Raw genomic sequence first — 19,134 nt, forward strand, 5'->3', positions numbered from 1 at the left:
GGGACGACATCCTCACTATCGGTATTCTTCACAATAACTGAAGGGATTGGGACAACGGCTGTGTCAAATGTCGGCTTGTGTCACACTTGGCGGGCCGTGGCGGCATTTTTGGGAGTCGCTTGAGTTTTGTGTTAAATTTTCTTTTTCATATAAAGGAGTTACCCATGGCGCAAGAAACCATTTTCAGCAAAATCATCCGCAAGGAGATCCCCGCCGACATCCTTTATCAAGACGAGCTGGTGACCGCCTTTCGCGACATCCAGCCCAAGGCCAAGACCCACATCCTGATCGTGCCGAACGTGCTGATCCCCACGGTCAACGACGTGGAGCCGGATCACGAGCTGGCGCTGGGACGGATGTTCACCGTGGCACGCAAGCTGGCGGCCGAGGCCGGCATCGCCGAGAACGGCTACCGCCTCATCATGAACTGCAACCGCCACGGCGGGCAGGAGGTCTACCACATCCACCTGCACCTGGTCGGTGGCCAGCCCCTGGGACCCCTGCTCAGCCTGTGATGCGTCCCGCCTCGCTGACCGGCCTGCTGTTGGCCGGTCTGCTGCTGGGGGGCTGCGCCTCCCACTGGAAAGACATCTTCGTCTCCTATTCGGATCAGATGGTGCCCCTGCGCAACGCGCTGCTGCTGGGTCAGGCCGCCGAGGCCCTGCCCGAGGTACGCGAGTCGACCCCGGGGGACGACACCTATGTGCTGGACCAGTTGGAGAAGGGGCGCATCGCCTGGCTGGCGGGCCAGGATGGAGTCAGCAGGCAGGCCTTCGCCGCCGCCGATGGTCGCCTCGCCTGGGAAGACAATCAGGCCCAGTACCGCCTGAGCCATGGGCTGGCCCAGGCGGGCAGCCTGCTGACCAACGATCAGACCATGGCCTACCGGGCCCCGGACTACGAGCGCACCATGCTGCACCACTACCAGGCCCTGGGGTACCTGCAGCGGGGGGATGCCGAGGGGGCCCTGGTGGAGGTGCGCCGCGCCAACCAGGTGCAGGAGCAGGCGCTCAAGCGCCGGGCCGACGAGGTGCAAAAGGCCGGAGAGGAGGACGAGGCCAGCGGGGAGATGCGCCAGCAGATGTCGCGCGTCGCCCCCGAGCTGGATCGCCTGATCGGCAAGGTCAAGAACGGCTTCCAGAACGCCTACACCTTCTATTTTTCCGGCGTGCTCTACGAGGCTGCGGGGGATCTCAACGACGCCTGGGTGGACTATCGGCGCGGCTACCAGATAGCGCCGGACAACCGGAGCCTGCAGGATGCCTTGCTGCGCCTGGCTGTGCTTAGGGGCTCGCCCGATGAACTCAAGGAGATCGAGCAGCAGGTGGGCCGCAAGGCGCCGCCCCTTGCCAAGGGCGAGGGGCAGGTGGTGGTGCTGTTTGAAGATGGCCTCATCCCGGCGCGGCGGGAGCTTTTCCTGCCGCTGCCCCTCTCCACCTCGGGCGGCGATTTTCGTACCTTTACGGTGGCTGTGCCCTATTACGACAACAGGGCGAGTGACACCGGGCCCCTGACCGTCACCCTCGGTCAGCGGGTCGAGCAGACCAGCGAGCTGGTGCGGCTCGAAGCCCTGGCCGCCAAGGATCTGCAGGAGCGGCTGCCGGGCATGCTGACCCGCCAGGCCCTGCGGCTGGTGGCCAAGGAGCAGATGCGGCGCGGCGCCGCCAAGGAGGGGGGGGATGTGGGCAACATCCTGGTCGGGATCTTCAACACCCTCTCGGAGCGGGCGGATACCCGCAGCTGGCTGACCCTGCCCGCCCAGGCATCGAGCTGGCAGAGGAGGGTGACGGCGGGAGAGATCACCCTGACCCTGGGGGCGGGCAGTGCCATGCGCCAGCTGCCGCTCACCGTGCACGCCGGGCGCACTACCCTGGTGTGGGTGCAGCGCCTGGGCGCCGGTCTGACGACCCGGGTGCTGCCCCTGTGAGGGCCTCCCGGCAATGGCAATCCACCTGAGTGACCGGTCTGGCCAAAGGCCGCCGGCGAGGAGAACAAGATGAAAGCACAAGGGTTGGCCCTGGGCCTGGTTCTGCTGCTGACGGGCTGCGCCACCAATACCTCCGGCATGGCGCTCTATGGCGCGCCCGGGGCGGCGGCGGTGGCGGAGCAGCACCAGAACGTCGACGTCACCCTGACCGAGCTGAGCCGGCGCCAGCAGAACGGCCTGTTGCAGGTCAACGTGGCGGTGGCCAGCACCCAGCGCGGTGACAACACGCTGCAATATCTCTTCTACTGGTATGACGAGGCGGGGCAGGAGCTGGCCAGCGACGGCCGCGGCTGGACCCCCATCAAGCTGCACGGCTACCAGACCCGCACTCTGTCCGCCCTGGCGCCGAGTCCGGCCGCCCGGGGCTACCGGATTTACGTACGCGAAGTGATTGAGGAATCGAACTGATGAGAATGAACCATGCCCTGCTGATATTGACCGGCGCCCTGCTGCTCGGCGGCTGCTCCAGCACCACCGTCAGCTATGGCGATCCCACCGAGACAGAGACGGTGACGGTGGATTACGGCTCCTCCGACTTGCAGGCCATCGCCGACAAGATGGCGGACTCCCTGCTCGCCTCACCGGCGACCAGCGAAATCACCGCAGGGGGCCGCCCGGTGATGTTCATGGACTCCATCCGCAACAAGACCTCGGAGCACATCGACACCGAGGCCATCACCGACACCCTGCGCACCAAGCTGCTGCGCGCCGGCAAGTTCCGCTTCGTGGACATGAGCAAGGTGAGCGCGGTCAAGCAGCAGCTCGAGTACCAGCAGGGCAGCGGCATGGTGGATCCCGCCACCATGGTGCGCCTGGGCAAGCAGACCGGGGCCCGCTACATGGTCTATGGCAACCTCGCCAGCATCGTCAAGGACAACGGCAAGGTGAAGGACGTCTACTACCAGATGACCATGAACCTGATGGATCTGGAGAACGGCGAACTGCTGTGGGCCGATCAGAAAGAGATCCGCAAGCAGGCGAAGACCTCCACCTTTGGCTGGTGAGGACCCGCGCGGGCAGGGGGATCTGGCGGAGCTGGCGCTGCTCGCCAGCCTGCCAGCCCCCTGGAACCAGGGGCGCCTTGAGCCGCTGGCGAGGGGGCTGACCAACGGCAACTACCGGCTCAGCCTCCCCTCGGGAGAGTGCGCCTTCCTGCGCCGCGGCCACCCGGATCCGGTGCGCCTCGGCATCGATCGGGCCACCGAGTGGCGGCTCTATCAGGGGGCGGTGGGGCAGGGGCTGGCACTGCCCTGCCATCACGGCGATCCCGCCAGCGGCCTGATGCTGCTGGCGTGGTGCGACGAGCCGAACTGGGCCGAGCAGCCGCCCGCGCCCGAGGCGCAGCCCGCCCTGCTGGCCGGGGTGCTGGGGCGCCTGCACCGCCTGCCGGTGCCCAAGGTGGTGATGGCGGTGCGGGCCCACAGCGCCGGCTATCGCGCCCGTCTGGCCCGGGTGCCGGCCTGGCTGCCGGCGCTGGAGCGGGCCCTGCTCGCGAGCCGGGAGCCGGACGATTGCTGGCTCCCTTGCCATCACGATCTCAATCCGGCTAACTTGTTGGGACCTCGGCCCTGGGTCATCGACTGGGAGTACGGCGCCGCCGGTCATCCGGGCTTCGAGGTCGCCAGCATTCAGCGCACCCATGGCTGGAGCGAAGAGCAGCGGCGTCAGTTGGAGAGCTGCTATCTTGAAGGCATGGGAACGCATAAGCTGCTCAATGCCAAGGGATTTCAGGCCGATGCCTTCCTGCCCTGGGTCGATTACATCGGCCTGCTGTGGGCGCTGCTGATGGCCGAGCGGCAACCCGGGCCCGAGTATCAGGCCCTCATCGACACGAACCGCCAGCGCCTGGAATGAATCCGGCAACGGCATGACTGACGCTTGTTTTCAATGAATGGGAGGCATGCATGGTGACCACATTCTCATGGCGTCAACCTCGTAGCTGGAGCCTGCTGCTGCTCTGCCTGCTGCTGACGGGTTGCGCCACCCGGGTGATCTACTACTGGCTCGACTCGGCCATCGTCTGGCAACTGGACGACTACTTCTCCCTGAACCGCAGCCAGAAGACCCTGCTGGATCAGGAGGTGAAGGGGCTGATGGCCTGGCACCGGCAGCATGAGCTGCCCCTCTACGCCCGGGATCTCGATGCCCTGGCCAGGGCGGTGGCCAGCCCCATGACCCCGGCCCAGGTCACCCTGCACCTGGACAGAACCCAGGCGAGCCTGACCCGCACCCTGGAAAACGCCATTCCCCGCACGGTGCGCCTGGCCAAGACCCTGACCGACGACCAGGTGGCGCATTTCATGGCCGATCGGGTGAAGCGCCAGCAGGAGCGCCAGCACGATTTTGCTACCGAGTCGAAGGCCGAGATGATCAAGGGCTTTCGGGAGAAGATGAACGAGCGCCTGGTGTTCTGGATTGGCAAGGTGAAACCGGCCCAGGCGCCCCTCGTCAACCAGTGGGCCGAGTGGCAATACGAGATGATGGCCCCCTGGCTCGATTTCCAGGAGGCCTGGACCAAGGAGCTGGACCGGCTGATGAAGCAGCGCCAGAGTCCGAATTTCGGCCAGGAGCTGACCCGGCTGCTGCAGCAGGGGGACGGCCTGATGGACGGTCGCTTCACCGGCTATACGGACCAGTCACGCCAGCGCACCATCCAGTGGCTGAGCGATCTCAGCCAGTCCATGGATCTCTCCCAGCGGGCCCATCTCTATACCCTGCTCAAGGACTATGCCGAGGACTTCGAGGGCATGACCCGCAGCCGCTGAGGGCGAGGGACCAGAGCGCAAGGGCGGCGGGCCTTCGGGCCTGCCGCCCTTGTTCTTGTGGGGCAGGCTGTGGTAGCTTGCCCTTTCTATTGTGTGGGAATTAACTTTTTGAGCCTGACTGACAACGTGAAACTGGCGGCGATGACCCTGCTCATCACCCTCGCTCTGTTGTTCTCTACCCTCTCGGTGGAGGGGCTCAGGGTTCCCGCGTCCCAGCCCTCGGCCCAGCAGGCCCACTCGCTGGCGGAGGGGGCGACGCCTTCCGATGCAAGCCTGGCGGCCCACGGCGTCAGCGGCAGTGACGACGGCATCGTCAAGTTCGTCGGTTCCCACCAGAATCACCTGCTGCGACTCGAGCACTCCCTGAGTCGCGATCATCAGCCCGGCAGCGTGGTCTACGAGCTGGTGACGAGCTGGTCCCAGCAGGCCATCCTGCTGTTGCTGTGCGGCCTGCTGCTCTATGCCGCCCTGTCGTATCCCCGAACCAGTTTCCGCGACAGGTTTGCCACCCTTCACCAGCGGCGCTTGCAGCGCCGGCATCTGCAGTATCGCTTCGCCCAGAGCTTCCTCGCCTGATCCCGATGGGGTCAGCTTGCCACCTGTTGCCTCATCTTCTCTCTGTTGCTGTTCACCTTCAGTGAACGGCTAGGCTGTCTTGTTTCATTTTTTGCACGGTGCGACGTCGCGTCGCCCCCTGCCATCGCCTGACAGAGGCCGATTTCATGAGAAAAAAGAGTCATACCGTCCTGAACCGCATGAGCCTGTGGCAGTACGCCCTGCTGCTGCTGATGCTGGTCACCTTCGCGTTCTATTCCCTGCCCACCTTCTTCGGTGAGCAGCCCTCCCTCGGCCTGCACGGTCAGTCGCGCCTGAGCGACGCGCAGCGCACCCTGCTGGCCGACAACCGCATCGAGCCGCTCAAGCAGGTCGCCCAGGGCAATCGGATGGAGCTGGTGTTCGCCAGCCAGGGGGAGCAGCAACTGGCCAAGCAGTTGCTGGAGCAGCAGGGGCTGGACAGCGCCGCCCTCACCCTGGAGTTCTACTCCAATGCCCCGACCTGGATAAGCCGGCTCGGCGCAGACCCCATCAAGCTCGGGCTGGACTTGCGCGGCGGCTCCCAGCTGCTGATAGGGGTGGACGTGGATTTCGTCATCGACAACCAGACCAAGAACCTGGTGGATACCCTGCGCACCCGCTTTCGCGAGGCAAACCTGCGCGGTGCCAGCGTGATGCGCACCGCCCAGGGGAGCGTGGCCGTCACCCTGCCCGACGTGGCGGGGCAGGAGGCCTGGCTCGCCATCATCAAGGAGAGCGCCGGTACCCGCCAGGATCAGTGGACCCTGACTCGCTCCGGCAACGCGCTGACCCTGGTGCTGAGCGAATCTGAACGCACCCTGCTGGTGAACAACGCCGTGACCCAGAACCTGTCGATCCTGAAAAAAAGGATCAACGAGCTCGGCATCGTCGAGGCCTCGGTGGTGCGCCAGGGGCAGGACGGCATCCGCATCGAGCTGCCGGGGGTGCACAACCCCAGGCAGGCGAAAGAGGTGATCGGCGCCACCGCGTCCCTGGCCTTCTACGAGGCCAAGGCCGACAGCCGCTTCGTGATGGCGGATCGCAACGGCCAGTCGGTGGGACTGGCCCGCCAGCCGGTGCTGAGCGGCGAGCACATCGTCGATGCCCGCGCCAACATGGGGGAGATGGGGCAACCCCAGGTCAACATAGTGCTCGACACCCTGGGGGGGAGCAAGATGAACCAGTTCAGCCGCCAGCACGTGGGCAAGCCCATGGCCACCGTCTTCACCGAGTACAAGACCAATGCCGAGGGCAAGTTGCGCGCCCGCAGCGAGGTGATCAACGTCGCCACCATCCAAACCGCCCTTGGCAACCAGTTCCGCATCACCGGGATTGGCAGCCTGCCTGAGGCCCAGGAGCTCGCCATGCTGCTGCGGGCCGGTGCCCTCACCGCGCCGCTGAAGATCCTGGAGGAGCGCAGCATTGGCCCGACCCTGGGTCTGCAGAACATAGAGGCGGGTTTCACCGCCCTGGCGTTCGGCATGGCGGGCATGATGCTGTTCATGATGGCCTGGTATCGCAAGTTCGGCTGGGTCGCCATCACGGCGCTGGTTGCCAACCTCCTGATGCAGGTGGGGATGCTGGCAGTGCTGCCGGGGGCCGTGCTGACCCTGCCGGGGATCGCCGGTCTGGTGCTCACCGTGGGCATGGCGGTGGATACCCATGTGCTCATCTTCGAGCGGATCAAGGACAGGCTGCGGGAGGGGGGGACCCTTGCCAACGCCATCGACTTTGGCTATCGCTCGGCGTTTCGCACCATCTTCGATGCCAACATCACCACCCTCATCTGCGCCGTGGTGCTCTATGCCATCGGCTCCGGGCCGCTGCAGGGCTTTTCCATCACCCTGATCCTGGGGCTCATCTCCAGCATGGTGACCGGCATCTGGGGCACCCGCGCCATCATCAACCCCCTGTGGGGCAACAGCCGCGCCAAGCTGCTGAGGGTATGACCATGAACCGACTTCATCACCATGACGCCGCGCCCGTGAGCCTGCCTGGCCTGCGCACCGACCGCTTCCTGCCGGGAAGCCTGAACCACCTGACGTCGAGGGAAGAACAATGCTGAGAATGATCCTGGCCATGGGGCTGACCCGCTGGCGCTATATCGGGCTGTGGGCCTCCGTGCTTCTGACCCTGGCCTGCGTGGCCGTCCTTGCGGCAAAAGGGCTTGCCCTCGGGCTCGATTTCACCGGTGGCATCCTGCTGGAGTTTCGCATCCAGACCCTGAAGGAGGCACACGAGCTCAACGCCCCGCTGACGGCGCCCCTGGCGGGCGTCGTGGAGCTGCACGGCGCCGGTGTGCCCGGCGAGTGGCTCATCAAGCTGCCCCCCCACGCGCTGCCCTGGGCGGCGGAGGATCTGGCGGCCATGCTGGGGCAGCAGCTCGCCCTGCCGGTGGAGCTCTTGCGCACCACCATAGTTGGGCCCCAGGTGGGCGCGGAGCTGTTCCAGCAGGGGATGCTGGCGGTGCTGGTGGCCTCCTTGGCCATCTCCGCCTACCTGGCGGTGCGCTTCGAGTGGCGGCAGGCCATCGGCATCCTGGTGTCCGTACTGCACGACGGCCTGGTGGCGATCGGACTTCTCGCGCTCTTTGACATCGAGTTCGATCTCAACGTCATCGCCGGCCTGATGGCGGTGATAGGCTACTCCCTCAACGACAGCATCGTCATCTCGGACCGGCTGCGGGACTTGCTGGGCTCGCGCACCCGCATGGGGATCCACGAGTGCTCGGACGTGGCCATCAAGGCCACCTTCAGCCGCACCATGATCACCTCGGGCACCACCCTCTTCACCGTGGGGGCCCTGCTCCTGTTCGGCGGGGACGCCCTCTACGGCTTCTCCTTCACCCTGTTCGCCGGCATCCTGGTGGGGACCCTCTCCTCCATCACGGTGGCCTCCACGGTGCAGGAGCTGCTGGGACTCTCCCCCCAGGCCTACCAGAAACAGGAAGAGGAGCTGGCAGAGGCGGCATGACCGCAGGCCAAGCCATGAGAAACGGGCCCTAAGGCCCGTTTTTTTATGCGCGTCTGGCCGCGCGGCTCAGAAGCCGGAGCCCGGCTGGCGCAGAAATTCCACCTCCTCCGGGGTGCTCTCGCGCCCCAGGATGGCGTTGCGGTGGGGGAAGCGGCCAAAGCGCTGGATGATGACCTGATGGCGGCGGGCGAAGTCGGCGAACCCCTCGAAGGTCTCCCGGGCCGGGCCCTGTGCCTGCTCGGCGGCCAGCGCCTCGAACAGGGCCACGCTTCTGGCCTGCTGTTCCCGGGACTCCGCGTGCTCGAGGGGCAGATAGAAGAAGACCCGGGCCAGCGGCGAGAGCCCCCTGTCCGCCCCGAACGACAGCCCCTTGAGGCACAGAGCCCGCGCCTTGTCGTCCTGGGCGAAGGCGGCGGGGGTGCCGCGATGGAGGTTTCGCGGCAACTGGTCGAGCAGCAGGATGAGCCCCAGGCGGCCCGCGGGGTGATCCGCCCAACCGGCGAGCTCGCCCGCCGCGGCGCTGGCCGCCAGCTCGCCGAAGCGCCGGGCCAGCAGGGCGTCGGTCTCGCTGCTCTTGCCCCACCAGAGGGGGGCCTGGCGCGCCGCACGGCGGGCGTCATCGGCATCGTCACCAAACCAGAAATCGATCAGAGGTTGCCAGGGTTGCATGGAAAACTCCTCGGGCCCGGGGCCTTGAAGTGAACATGGGGCAGGGGAACCCTGCCATGGGGGGCTGCCGACATGGTGGCTTCCCGTTACACTGTGCCATCTTTTCCCGAAATAGGGATCCCCCTTCGGCCGGAACCCTTGCCGGTCCTGCCGGGCGACATTGCCAGCGTGCCGGGCGACGTGGCGCTGATGACCAAGGTCGTGGCCAACAAGGGCGCGGTGTGCTTCGGGAAGCTCTCTTCCACTGACATAAGGATTCTCTGATATGGCCGGAACCAGTTTGTTGGCCCTGCTCGACGATATTGCCAGCGTGCTCGATGACGTGGCGCTGATGACCAAGATGGCGGCGAAGAAGACCGCCGGGGTGCTGGGGGACGATCTCGCCCTCAACGCGGAGCAGGTCTCCGGGGTGCGGGCCGAGCGGGAGCTGCCCGTGGTGTGGGCGGTGGCCAAGGGGTCGTTTCGCAACAAGCTCATCCTGGTGCCTGCGGCCATCGCCATCAGCGCCCTGGTGCCCTGGCTCATCACCCCGCTGCTGATGCTGGGGGGCGCCTACCTCTGTTTCGAGGGGGCCGAGAAGCTGGCGCACAAGTTCCTGCCCCACGAGGCCGGGGAGGAGTCCCAGGCCGCCCCCATTCCCGATGATCTGGTCGCGTTTGAACAGCAGAAGATCAAGGGGGCCATCCGCACCGACTTCATCCTCTCCGCCGAGATCATCGTCATCGCCCTTGGTACCGTACAGGGGTCGAGCCTGGGGCTGCAGATCGCCGTGGTGGCGGGCATCGCCCTGCTGATGACCATAGGCGTCTACGGCCTGGTGGGGCTCATCGTCAAGCTGGACGACATCGGCCTGCACCTGCTGCAGGCCCCCGATGCCAGTGCCCTGCGCCGCGCCCTGGGGCGAGGCCTGCTGGTCACGGCGCCGCTCCTGATGCACCTGCTGGCCCTGGTCGGCACCATCGCCATGTTCATGGTCGGCGGCGGCATCCTGGTCCACGGCTGGCCCTTCGTCCACCACCTGATCGAGGGGGCCGCAGCGGCTGTCGCCTCCCTGCCCGGCATGGGGACGGCCCTCGCCCTGGTGATGCCGACCCTGCTGAACGCCTTGGTGGGGGTGCTGGCGGGCCTGCTGCTGGTGCTGGCCATGACCCTGGTGAGCAAGCTCAAACCCGCCAAGTAAGGCGTTGCTGTGCGGGGCGGCCGACAGGGGCCGTCGCACCGCGCCTTCCCCGTGATTCCGGTTGCCTCGAATGGGGGCTAGGCAAGTGCCTGGCCCCCTTCGTACTATCCGGGCTGTCACCCGCCCGCAGAGGCGGGGCCCCGATATGGACGCAAACAGACAAGGACAACCATGAAACCACCCGTTTGGCAGGATGCTCACATCTATGCCGCCCCCGACGATACGGCCATCGACGCCGCTTTCTCGCAGGCCGCCCGCGCCCTCACCGGGCTCGACGCCCTGCTGGCGGACCTGCCGGATCCCGCTCACCCCATCCCTGACCCCAACGCCCTGCGCCACCTGCTGCGGGCCATCCGCCGCCAGGCCAACGGGGTGAAGACCCTGGCCTGGAACAGCCAGACCTATGGCTACAACCGCCTCAGCCGGGACGGGCGCGACGAGGCCGCCAGGGTGCTGCTCTCCCGGGGCCAGCAGCTGCAGGCGACCCTGGCCCAGCGCTGCAAGCCGGTGGCCCTGTTCTGGGTGCGTGCCCCCGAGGCGCTGGTACGCACCCTGCTGCAGGATCCCGAGCTCTTCGAGCTGGCCTACTTCATCCATCACGACAGGGTGCAGCAGGATCAGTGGCTGTCGCTCGAGAGCGAGCAGCTCATCGAGGGGCTGGCGGTGGACGGCCTGCAGGGGTGGGGGGATCTCTACGACAACCTGGTGGGCCGGCTGATGCCGGTGGTGGAGGGGGTTCCCATGGGGCTGGCCCAGGCGGACAACCTGCTCGCCCACCCGGACAGGGCACGCCGCGCCGCCGCCTGGCACGCCATCCAGACCGCCTGGGCCGCGGAGCAGGAGACGGTGGCCGCCATCCTCAACGCCATCAACGGCTGGCGCAACGAGATCGTCCGTCAGCGCGGCAGGGGAGGCAGGCTGGATGCCCTGGCGGTCTCCTGCCATCAGGAGCACCTCACGGGCGCCACCCTGGAGACCCTGATGGCGGCGGCCGACGAGCACAAGGCGCTGGGGCGCCGCGCCCTGCGGGCCATGGCCTGTGCCCTGCAGATCACCGATTTTGCCCCCTGGGATCTCTATGCCCCGGCCCCGCTCGCCGTGCAAGGCAGGATGAGCTTCGAGCAGGCGCTGGCTCTGGTGGTGGAGGCCTTTGCGGCCTTCGATCCCGAGATGGGGGCCTTCGCCCGCATGATGGCGGATCGGGGCTGGATAGATGCCGCTCCGAGCGACCACAGACGCAGCGGTGCCTACAGCACCGAGTATGCCGACCCGCCGGAGCCGCGTGTCTTCCTCACCTTCGAGGGGACCATGGACAACGTCATCACCCTGGCCCACGAGCTTGGCCACGCCTGGCACAGCTGGCTCTTGCGAGACCTGCCCCTGGAGCAGCGCGACTACCCCAGGACGCTGGCGGAGACCGCCTCCCTCTTTGCCGAGACCCTGGTGCGCGATGCCCTGCTGGCCGCCACCGACAAGGTGGAGCAGCGCCGGGCCATCGCCTGGCTGGACGGGGAGCGGGCTGCGAGCCTGCTGCTCGACATCCCAGCCCGGTTCACCTTCGAGCGGGCCCTGGTGGCGGCGCGGGAGCAGGGGTATGTGGGGGCGGGCCAGTTGCGGGAGATGATGAAATCGGCGCAGCAGCAGTGGTATGGTGACGCCCTCAGCCAGTATGACGAGCTGTTCTGGGCCAGCAAGGGCCATTTCTCCATCGCCGAGTCCGGGTTCTACAACTACCCCTATCTGTTTGGCTATCTCTTCAGCCTGGGGCTCTATGCCCAGCAGGCGCGGGCCGGGCGGGCGTTTGTCCCCGCCTATCGCGCCCTGCTGCAAGATACCGGCCGCATGAGCGCCGAGGCGCTGGTGGAGAAGCACCTGGGGGTCGACATCCGTGCGCCCGTGTTCTGGCAGGAGAGCCTGCGTTATGTGGAAGAGGCGGTGGAGCGCCTCGAGCGGCTGGTGTGAGGCCAGCCCGCGAAGTTCGTGGCCCTCGGGTCACCCCGGTTTCACGACGGGCCTGGCCCGTCCCTGACGATGAGCGTTCGATGCAACAACGAGTCTACCCACAGCAGTGGCAAAATGAGCATATCTACCCCTCCCTCGACAGCAGCGTGCTGGAGGCGGACATGAGCCTGGCCCGCGCCAGCCTGGCGGAGCTTGGCGGCTTTATCGAGGGGCTGGCGCAGGCGCAAACCAGCCTGCCGGCCCTGCAGGACTTCCTGCGGGAAGTGCGCCTGCGGGCCCGGCGCATTCGCGACATCGGCTGGAACATCGCCGTGCTGGCGGCCTGCAAGGGGAGCCAGGATGCCCGGGACGGGCTGGCCAAGCAGCAGGCCTCCCGCGCCCGCGCCCTCAACGCCGATCTGTTCAAGACGCTTGCCCCCATCGACGATCTGATGCTGGCGCTACCTGCGCCCGAGTTTGAGCAGCTGATGGCCGATCCCCTGCTGGGGGAGGAGGCGTACCGGCTGCGCCATGAGCGCCGATTGCAGGATCAGCGCCTGCCGGTGGAGGCGGAGCAACTGGTCATCGGCCTGGGCACCGACGGCCTGCACGCCTGGGGCAACCTCTACAACGATCTGGTGGGCAAGATCCGGTTGGTGATCGACGGCCGCGAGATGGGGCTGGCAGAGGCGAGCAACCTGCTCTCCAGCCCGGATCGGGCCCTGCGCAAAGAGGCCTTCGATGCCATCAGCGCCGGTTGGGAGGGGGAGCAGGAGACGGTGGCCGCCATCCTCAACGCCCTCAACGGCTGGCGCCTGGAGCTCTCGCGCCAGCGCGGCAAGGTTCGGACCCTCGATGCCCTGGATCTCTCCTGCCACCAGAGCCATATCGAGCGGGCGACCCTGGATACCCTGATGGAGGAGACCTGGCAGGCCCGCCACCTGGGCCAGCGGGCCCTGGGGTTGATGGCCGGGCGCCTCGGCCTCGAGGTGCTGGGGCCCGAGGATCTGTTTGCGCCGCCCCCCGCCGCCAGCCGCCGGGAGATCCCCTTCGAGGAGGCGATCGGGATCATCGCCGAGGCCTTCGCCCGCTTCGACCCCGAGATGGGTGACTTTGCCCGCATGATGGCCGAGCGCGGCTGGATCGATGCCGCCCCCACCCCGAACCGGCGCACCGGTGCCTATTGCACCAAGTTTGCCGAGCCGGTGGAGCCGCGGGTCTTCATCACCTATGCGGGCACCATGGACAACGTCATCACGCTGGCCCACGAGCTGGGGCACGCCTGGCACAACTGGCTCATCCGAGACTTGCCCATGAGCCAGCGCAGCTACCCCATGACGCTCGCCGAGACCGCCTCCATCTTCGCCGAGACCCTGGTGCGCAGCGCCCTGTTCGAGCAGGCGCAGAGCCCCGAGGAGCGCCTTGCCATCGCCTGGGCGGAGGCCGACGGCGCCGCCACCTTCCTGGTCAACATCCCGGCCCGCTTCGACTTCGAGCGCGCCCTGGTGGCCGAACGCGAGTCGGGCTATGTCTCGCCGGCGCGGCTCAAGGCGCTGACCGACGAGGCCTGGGGGCGCTGGTATGAAAAGAGCCTCAGCCGCTATCACCCTATGTTCTGGGCCGCCAAGGCGCACTTCTCCATCGCGGGCTTCGGCTTTTACAACTACCCCTATCTCTTTGGCTATCTGTTCAGCCTCGGGGTCTATCAGCAGCTGATGGGTCGCCAGGCGGCGGGGGAGGAGAACGTGGCCGGGGCCTATCGCGCCCTGCTGCGGGACACCGGCCGCATGAGCGCCGAGGCGCTGGTGGAGAAACACCTGGGGCAGGACATTCGCCAGAGCGCCTTCTGGCAGGGGAGCCTGGCCCTGGTGGAAGCGGCGGTGGAGCGCTTCGCCCAAAGCGGCGGCTGAGTCACGACAGACCCGGTTCCCGCCATGTTCCTTGCAGGGGCATGGCGGGGCAAAGGGTTCTGCCCCGCGGTTTTCCGGCCCGGACGGGCGTGATCCAAAGCAAGAAAGTCAGATGTTTTGGTGGCGCAAGGCCCTGTCGCTGGGGTAGTTTCGATAGAACCGACACAGTTTTTGAGGTCTTGTCCATGATCATCTATCTGCATGGCTTCGATGCCACCAGCCCCGGCAATCATGAAAAAGTGCTGCAGTTGCAGTTTATCGATGATGATGTGCGCTTCGTGCACTACAGCACGGTTCATCCCCGCCACGACATGAGCCACCTGCTCAAGGAAGTGAAGAAACAGCTCGACATGAGCACGGACCCCAAGCCCCTCATCTGCGGCGTGGGGCTTGGCGGCTACTGGAGCGAGCGGATCGGGTTTCTGTGCGGTATCAAGCAGGTGATCTTCAACCCCAACCTGCACCCGGAAGAGAACATGCAGGGCAAGATCGACAGGCCGGAGGAGTACGAGGACATCGGCACCAAGTGTGTAACCGAATTTCGTAATAAAAATTCAGGAAACTGCCTGTGCATCCTTTCCGTCCGGGATGAAATCCGCGATAATCGGGACACTGAACGTGAATTGAAGAACTATTACGACATCGTATGGGATGAGCGCGAGACCCATAAGTTCAAGAACATCTCGCACCATCTGCAACGGATGAAGGCCTTCAAAGAAGCCTGAGCCATCACGTCAACCGATTTCGTTTTAGGGAGCCAATGGCTCCCTTTCGTTTTGAGGAACCAAGGAAAATCATCATGATGAATATTGTCGTTGTAGGCGGTGGCGCCGGCGGTCTCGAGCTTGCGACCAGCCTGGGTCGCAAGCTGGGCAAGAAGAACAAGGCCAAGGTCACCCTGGTGGATCGCAACCGCACCCACCTGTGGAAACCCCTGCTGCACGAAGTAGCCACCGGCTCCATGGATGCGGGCATCGACGCCCTGAGCTACCAGTCCCACGCCAAGAACCACGGCTTCGAATTCCAGCTCGGCAGCCTGACCGACATCAAGCGCGACGAGAAGCGCATCGTGCTGGCCCCCATCCACGACGACAGTGGCGCCCTGGTGGTCAACGAGCGGGAAGTCCCTTACGACATCCTGGTGATGGCCATCGGCTCCGTCTCCAACGACTTCAACACCAAGGGCATCAAGGATCACTGCATCTTCCTGGACAGCCCCTCCCAGGCGCACCGCTTCTACAACAGCATGATGAACCGCTTCCTGCAGTTCGCCACCGAATACCAGCCCGGTGACAAGGTGAAGATCGCCATCGTCGGCGGCGGCGCCACCGGCGTCGAACTCTCCGCCGAGCTCTACAACGCGGTGGAGCAGCTCTACGCCTACGGCTTCAAGAATCTCACCACCGACAGCCTCAAGGTGACCCTGGTGGAAGCGGGCCCCCGCATCCTGCCGGCCCTGCCGGAGCGCATCAGCGGCTCCGCCCACCAGGAGCTGGTGAAACTGGGCGTGGACGTGCGCACTGCCACCATGATCACCGAAGCGACCGCCGAGGGTCTGCACACCAAGGATGGGGAGCTGATTGAAGCAGACCTCATGGTGTGGGCCGCGGGCATCAAGGCGCCGGACTTCATGAAGGAGATCGCGGGCCTCGAGACCAACCGCATCAACCAGCTGGTGGTCCACGAGACCCTGCAGACCACCCGCGACGAGAACATCTTCGTCATCGGCGACTGCGCCGCCTGCCCGCAGCCGGACGGCAAGTTCGTGCCGCCGCGCGCCCAGTCCGCCCACCAGATGGCGACCCAGGCGTTCAAGAACATCCTGGCCAAGATGAACGGCGGCGAGATGAAGCCCTACCGCTACCACGATCACGGCTCCCTGGTCTCCTTGAGCCGCTTCTCCACCGTGGGCAGCCTGATGGGCAACCTGATGCGTGGCTCCATGATGGTGGAGGGCTACATCGCCCGCATCGTCTACATCTCCCTGTACCGGATGCACCAGGTGGCCCTGCACGGCTACATCAAGACCGGCCTCATCATGCTGGTGGGCCGCATCAACCGGGTGCTGCGCCCGAGCATGAAGCTGCACTGAGCGGTATTGGTCGACACTCAGATCAGAAGGAGAGGCCAGGGCCTCTCCTTTTTTATGGCCGAAGCGGTGCGGCAGATCCCGAAGTGGCGCGGCAGGGGGATGTCCCTTGGCGACGGTTTGGGGTAGTCTGAAACCCGTTTTCATCCCAAGGAGCGCAAGATGATCCTCTCAACCACCCCCACCCTGGAGGGCAAGCCCATTCGTGAGTACCGCGGCATCGTCGTGGGCGAAGCCATCCTCGGCGCCAACATCTTCAAGGATCTGTTCGCCGGCATCCGCGACATCATCGGCGGTCGCTCCGGCGCCTATGAAAAGGAGCTGGCCCGGGCCCGGGAGATCGCCTTCGAGGAGCTCAGGGAGCGTGCCGCCGCCCTGGGGGCCAACGCCGTGGTCGGCATCGACATCGACTACGAGGTGGTGGGCCAGAACGGCAGCATGCTGATGGTCAGCATCAGCGGCACCGCCGTGGTGGTGTGAGCCCGCTTTCACCCCTTGCCAGCCAGCGCCCCGAGCCGATCCTGAGATCGGCTTTTTTGCGGGCGCGACGCCCTGATGGTATGAGGCGATGGTCCCTTCTCCCCTTGCGGGAGAAGGGTTAGGGCAAGGCATCGGCCCGGAAGCTGGCGCGGATCTGCGGCACCAGGGGGGAGGGGTCGAAGCCCTTCTCCTCCCCGAGCACAGGGTGCAGCAGGGGCTTGTCCTCTATGGGGGTGAAGTCCCCCGCCAGCAGCGCTCGGGTGGCCTGACCCATCTGGTAGAGCTGGCGCACCGGGGCGAACTGGCGGGCGAGATCGAGCCCCTCATCGGCGCGGGTGAAGGCCATCATGGGGATCTGGTAGGGGGCATCCCGGGGCGGCTTGGCGCCGTGGATGCCCTTGCCCGCCGACATCAGGAAGGGTTGGTGATCCCCGAAGGCTACCACCAGGTAGCGCTTGCCGGAGCGATCGAGTGTCTTGAGCAGCCGCTCCAGGGAGGCCATGGCATCCACCACCCCGGTGTAGTAGGTGTTGAGCAGCTGCCGCTCCGCCGGGCTCTGATCCGGGCAGGCCCGATCGATCTGCTGGGCCCGATAGCGATCCCCGTCGAAGGGGCCGTGCCCCTGCATGGTGACCGCGTAGGCGAAGAGGGGCCCGTCGTCCTGCGCCGTGCGTCTCAGCAGGTGATCAATGAGGGCATCGTCCGAGATATAGAGCCCCTTGTGCTCCAGGCTGGTGAAGCGGGTGTCGAACCAGCGCTCCTCGTAGCCGAGCGCCGGGATCGCCTTGGCACGGCCCCAGAACTTCTCCACATAGGGGTGGGCGAACAGGGTCTGGTAGCCGCTCTGCTTCGCGCTCTGGGCCAGCCCAGGCACCTGGTTTGACAGGTAGTAGTAGGGCACCACCCCCTGCTTGAGCAGGCCCGCCGGCAGCCCGGTGTTCATCTCGAACTCCGCCAGCACCGTCATGCCCCCCGTGGTGGGGGAGTGGATGGTCTTGTGCCACTGCGCCACCCCGGCGGGCAGGTTCAGGGTGGGGGCGGGGGCGCAGATCTTGCCCTGCCAGTCGAGCCAGAGCGACTCGTATTGCAGCACTATCACCAGATCGAAGCGCGGTGGCTGGCCCAGGGCCGGCTGGCTGAGTTCGGGAGTGCGCTCGTTGATCTGCAGGGGGTAGCGAAAGACGTTGCCGCTTTGCAGCATCTCGTCCACCAGGTTGAACAGGTAGAGGCCGGGACCGGCACGGATGATGTCCCTGTGGTAGTTCACCGCCCTGTCGACGTAGCGGATGTTGGCCCCGAGCAGCTTGTTGCCGGTCTGGGTGGCGAACACGCACAGGGCGAAGAAGGCGGCGGTGGCGGCGGCCGTGCGCAGGATCCAGCGGGACAGGGCGAAGCGCCAGCACAGGTACAGCAGGCCCAGCACGGCCAGCACCGGCAGCACCGGGTGTTGATCCAGCAGGATGTGGAGCAGGGCCAGCAGGTTGCCGAGATCGTCCCCCCCGAGCGGCACCCCGTAGATGGCGATCTTCATGAAGTTCGCCAGCAGGCCTATGCCTGAGAGGGCGGTAAAGACCAGCCCCATGTAGAGGTTGAAGCCCGCCAGGGCGCACAGGCTCCAGCCCAGCACCATGCTGCCCCAGGCGAGATAGTAGTGTTCAGGCCGAAAGCCGGACCAGAACAGAAACTCCCCCAGCTTGAACACCACGAAGCCGTGCAGCAGCACGAAGGTGAGGTTGCCGAGCAGCAGGCTGCCGAGGATCCGCGAGCGGTAGCTGCGGCGCAGCCGCGGCATCAACACCCTGAGCATGGCGGCGCTCATCAGCAGCACCAGCAGCAGGCTGGTCATCAGATAGGTCAGGTTGAAGCCGCGCTCCGGCAGGGTCTGCAGGATCTGGCTGTACTCCCCGCTCTGCGGCCGATCTTTCAGCAAGAGGCCGATGCGCAGCTGATAGCGGCTGTCCAGGGCATCATCCGGCGCCCGCAGCGCACTGTTGAGATCCAGGGTGCAGCGCTCCTGGCGGCACTTCTGGCGTTTCTCTGCCGCCTGGCTCAGCTGATCGATGCGAACACCCCTGTCGTTGAGCAGCTCCACTCGCACCTTGTCCCCCTCCTGCAGCGGCTTCAACAGTTGCCACTGGCTGCGTACCACCAGATAGAGGCCACGGCTGTCGCTCTTGTAGAGCAGGCTGTAGCGGGAGAGGGTGGCGATGGGCTGATCCGCGGGCCCCAGGATCAGCGGTTGCACCCGCCCGAGCCAACCGACGGGGTTGAGCAGCGGCAGGGCCAGGGTCAGCAGCAGCAGGGCGGTCAGTCCCCCAAGCAGCCATCCGGCCAGGGGCCGGGACGGGGAAGGGGAGTGACCGGAGACGGGGGCATTCATAGGGGCTCATCCTTGGAGCGGGCACGGCAGCAACGCTGCATCTATTTTGACCAGATGGTGAGGGGCTTGTTCCTCGATGTCAATTCAATGACAAGGGGATGAATATTTCGTGACGACCGTGACTTGCAAAATGTGATCCCGATCCGCCAGGGGGGCTCATTCTGTGATGAAAGCGTCATCATGG

General features: G+C 65.9%; 17 protein-coding genes. 15 read left to right on the forward strand and 2 right to left on the reverse strand.

From position 1 onward, the window contains the following. Positions 1 to 164 precede the first annotated feature (164 nt). The 9 genes from hinT to secF all read left to right on the forward strand — a co-directional run bounded on the left by hinT (position 165) and on the right by secF (position 8,301). Positions 165 to 515 carry a purine nucleoside phosphoramidase gene (hinT, locus tag R2B70_RS07545; protein WP_209791711.1) on the forward strand — a complete coding sequence of 117 codons (351 nt, stop codon included), beginning with the start codon at positions 165 to 167 and terminating at the stop codon, positions 513 to 515. Next, positions 515 to 1,927 carry a hypothetical protein gene (locus tag R2B70_RS07550; RefSeq protein ID WP_318163022.1) on the forward strand — a complete coding sequence of 471 codons (1,413 nt, stop codon included), beginning with the start codon at positions 515 to 517 and terminating at the stop codon, positions 1,925 to 1,927. The genes hinT and R2B70_RS07550 overlap by 1 nt, the downstream gene beginning before the upstream one ends. 69 nt (positions 1,928 to 1,996) lie before the next feature. Next, positions 1,997 to 2,395: a YcfL family protein gene (locus R2B70_RS07555; RefSeq protein WP_318163023.1), complete on the forward strand. Its 399-nt coding sequence runs from the start codon at positions 1,997 to 1,999 to the stop codon at positions 2,393 to 2,395. Beyond that, positions 2,395 to 2,991, forward strand: a complete 597-nt coding sequence (gene lpoB / locus R2B70_RS07560; RefSeq protein WP_318163024.1) for a penicillin-binding protein activator LpoB — start codon at positions 2,395 to 2,397, stop codon at positions 2,989 to 2,991. The genes R2B70_RS07555 and lpoB overlap by 1 nt, the downstream gene beginning before the upstream one ends. Then, positions 2,981 to 3,841: a phosphotransferase gene (locus tag R2B70_RS07565; RefSeq protein ID WP_318163025.1), complete on the forward strand. Its 861-nt coding sequence runs from the start codon at positions 2,981 to 2,983 to the stop codon at positions 3,839 to 3,841. The genes lpoB and R2B70_RS07565 overlap by 11 nt, the downstream gene beginning before the upstream one ends. Before the next feature lie 50 nt (positions 3,842 to 3,891). After that, positions 3,892 to 4,752 (forward strand): DUF6279 family lipoprotein, encoded by an 861-nt coding sequence (locus R2B70_RS07570; protein WP_042075201.1) that lies wholly within the window; start codon positions 3,892 to 3,894, stop codon positions 4,750 to 4,752. 108 nt (positions 4,753 to 4,860) lie between these two features. Continuing rightward, positions 4,861 to 5,328 (forward strand): hypothetical protein, encoded by a 468-nt coding sequence (locus tag R2B70_RS07575; RefSeq protein ID WP_318163026.1) that lies wholly within the window; start codon positions 4,861 to 4,863, stop codon positions 5,326 to 5,328. A 146-nt stretch (positions 5,329 to 5,474) separates the two neighbouring features. Beyond that, positions 5,475 to 7,277, forward strand: coding sequence for a protein translocase subunit SecD (gene secD / locus R2B70_RS07580; RefSeq protein WP_318163027.1), 1,803 nt, complete (start codon positions 5,475 to 5,477; stop codon positions 7,275 to 7,277). Positions 7,278 to 7,386: 109 nt separating this feature from the next. Further along, complete coding sequence (secF, locus tag R2B70_RS07585) at positions 7,387 to 8,301, forward strand: protein translocase subunit SecF (protein WP_318163028.1); 915 nt, start codon at positions 7,387 to 7,389, stop codon at positions 8,299 to 8,301. Positions 8,302 to 8,367: 66 nt separating this feature from the next. Here secF and R2B70_RS07590 read toward each other — a convergent pair whose 3' ends face one another. Then, positions 8,368 to 8,970, reverse strand: a complete 603-nt coding sequence (locus R2B70_RS07590) for a DUF924 family protein (protein WP_318163029.1) — start codon at positions 8,968 to 8,970, stop codon at positions 8,368 to 8,370. A gap of 265 nt (positions 8,971 to 9,235) precedes the next feature. Between R2B70_RS07590 and R2B70_RS07595 the strand changes: the two genes are divergently transcribed. The 6 genes from R2B70_RS07595 to R2B70_RS07620 all read left to right on the forward strand — a co-directional run bounded on the left by R2B70_RS07595 (position 9,236) and on the right by R2B70_RS07620 (position 16,570). Further along, complete coding sequence (locus tag R2B70_RS07595; protein ID WP_318163030.1) at positions 9,236 to 10,150, forward strand: DUF808 domain-containing protein; 915 nt, start codon at positions 9,236 to 9,238, stop codon at positions 10,148 to 10,150. A 171-nt stretch (positions 10,151 to 10,321) separates the two neighbouring features. Beyond that, positions 10,322 to 12,112 carry a M3 family oligoendopeptidase gene (locus R2B70_RS07600; RefSeq protein ID WP_318163031.1) on the forward strand — a complete coding sequence of 597 codons (1,791 nt, stop codon included), beginning with the start codon at positions 10,322 to 10,324 and terminating at the stop codon, positions 12,110 to 12,112. Between the two features lie 80 nt (positions 12,113 to 12,192). After that, the gene (locus R2B70_RS07605) at positions 12,193 to 14,001 is read left to right on the forward strand and encodes a M3 family oligoendopeptidase (RefSeq protein ID WP_318163032.1); all 1,809 of its coding nucleotides are present in this window, start codon (positions 12,193 to 12,195) and stop codon (positions 13,999 to 14,001) included. 185 nt (positions 14,002 to 14,186) lie between these two features. Next, positions 14,187 to 14,726 carry an alpha/beta hydrolase YcfP gene (gene ycfP / locus R2B70_RS07610; protein ID WP_042075214.1) on the forward strand — a complete coding sequence of 180 codons (540 nt, stop codon included), beginning with the start codon at positions 14,187 to 14,189 and terminating at the stop codon, positions 14,724 to 14,726. 74 nt (positions 14,727 to 14,800) lie between these two features. Then, on the forward strand, positions 14,801 to 16,093 hold the full coding sequence (locus R2B70_RS07615) for an NAD(P)/FAD-dependent oxidoreductase (RefSeq protein WP_216990021.1): 1,293 nt from the start codon (positions 14,801 to 14,803) through the stop codon (positions 16,091 to 16,093). A gap of 159 nt (positions 16,094 to 16,252) precedes the next feature. Beyond that, entirely contained in the window at positions 16,253 to 16,570 is a 318-nt protein-coding gene (locus R2B70_RS07620) for a heavy metal-binding domain-containing protein (RefSeq protein WP_219144031.1), read from the forward strand. A gap of 118 nt (positions 16,571 to 16,688) precedes the next feature. Here R2B70_RS07620 and R2B70_RS07625 read toward each other — a convergent pair whose 3' ends face one another. Further along, a complete protein-coding gene (locus R2B70_RS07625) occupies positions 16,689 to 18,950 on the reverse strand; it encodes an LTA synthase family protein (protein ID WP_318163033.1) in 2,262 nt (753 codons plus the stop codon). Positions 18,951 to 19,134: the final 184 nt, after the last annotated feature.

Origin of the sequence: Aeromonas sp. XH (assembly GCF_033348475.1) — a bacterium.
Taxonomy (GTDB): Bacteria; Pseudomonadota; Gammaproteobacteria; order Enterobacterales; family Aeromonadaceae; genus Aeromonas; species Aeromonas sanarellii.

Coding starts and splice junctions, on each gene's coding strand:
- R2B70_RS07550 (WP_318163022.1), top strand. CDS start 515: ATGCGTCCCGCCTCGCTGACCGGCCTGCTGTTGGCCGGTCTGCTGCTG.
- R2B70_RS07595 (WP_318163030.1), top strand. CDS start 9,236: ATGGCCGGAACCAGTTTGTTGGCCCTGCTCGACGATATTGCCAGCGTG.
- ycfP (WP_042075214.1), top strand. CDS start 14,187: ATGATCATCTATCTGCATGGCTTCGATGCCACCAGCCCCGGCAATCAT.
- R2B70_RS07620 (WP_219144031.1), top strand. CDS start 16,253: ATGATCCTCTCAACCACCCCCACCCTGGAGGGCAAGCCCATTCGTGAG.
- R2B70_RS07625 (WP_318163033.1), bottom strand. CDS start 18,950: ATGAATGCCCCCGTCTCCGGTCACTCCCCTTCCCCGTCCCGGCCCCTG.
- R2B70_RS07570 (WP_042075201.1), top strand. CDS start 3,892: ATGGTGACCACATTCTCATGGCGTCAACCTCGTAGCTGGAGCCTGCTG.
- hinT (WP_209791711.1), top strand. CDS start 165: ATGGCGCAAGAAACCATTTTCAGCAAAATCATCCGCAAGGAGATCCCC.
- lpoB (WP_318163024.1), top strand. CDS start 2,395: ATGAGAATGAACCATGCCCTGCTGATATTGACCGGCGCCCTGCTGCTC.
- secD (WP_318163027.1), top strand. CDS start 5,475: ATGAGAAAAAAGAGTCATACCGTCCTGAACCGCATGAGCCTGTGGCAG.
- R2B70_RS07605 (WP_318163032.1), top strand. CDS start 12,193: ATGCAACAACGAGTCTACCCACAGCAGTGGCAAAATGAGCATATCTAC.
- R2B70_RS07555 (WP_318163023.1), top strand. CDS start 1,997: ATGAAAGCACAAGGGTTGGCCCTGGGCCTGGTTCTGCTGCTGACGGGC.
- R2B70_RS07600 (WP_318163031.1), top strand. CDS start 10,322: ATGAAACCACCCGTTTGGCAGGATGCTCACATCTATGCCGCCCCCGAC.
- secF (WP_318163028.1), top strand. CDS start 7,387: ATGCTGAGAATGATCCTGGCCATGGGGCTGACCCGCTGGCGCTATATC.
- R2B70_RS07615 (WP_216990021.1), top strand. CDS start 14,801: ATGATGAATATTGTCGTTGTAGGCGGTGGCGCCGGCGGTCTCGAGCTT.
- R2B70_RS07590 (WP_318163029.1), bottom strand. CDS start 8,970: ATGCAACCCTGGCAACCTCTGATCGATTTCTGGTTTGGTGACGATGCC.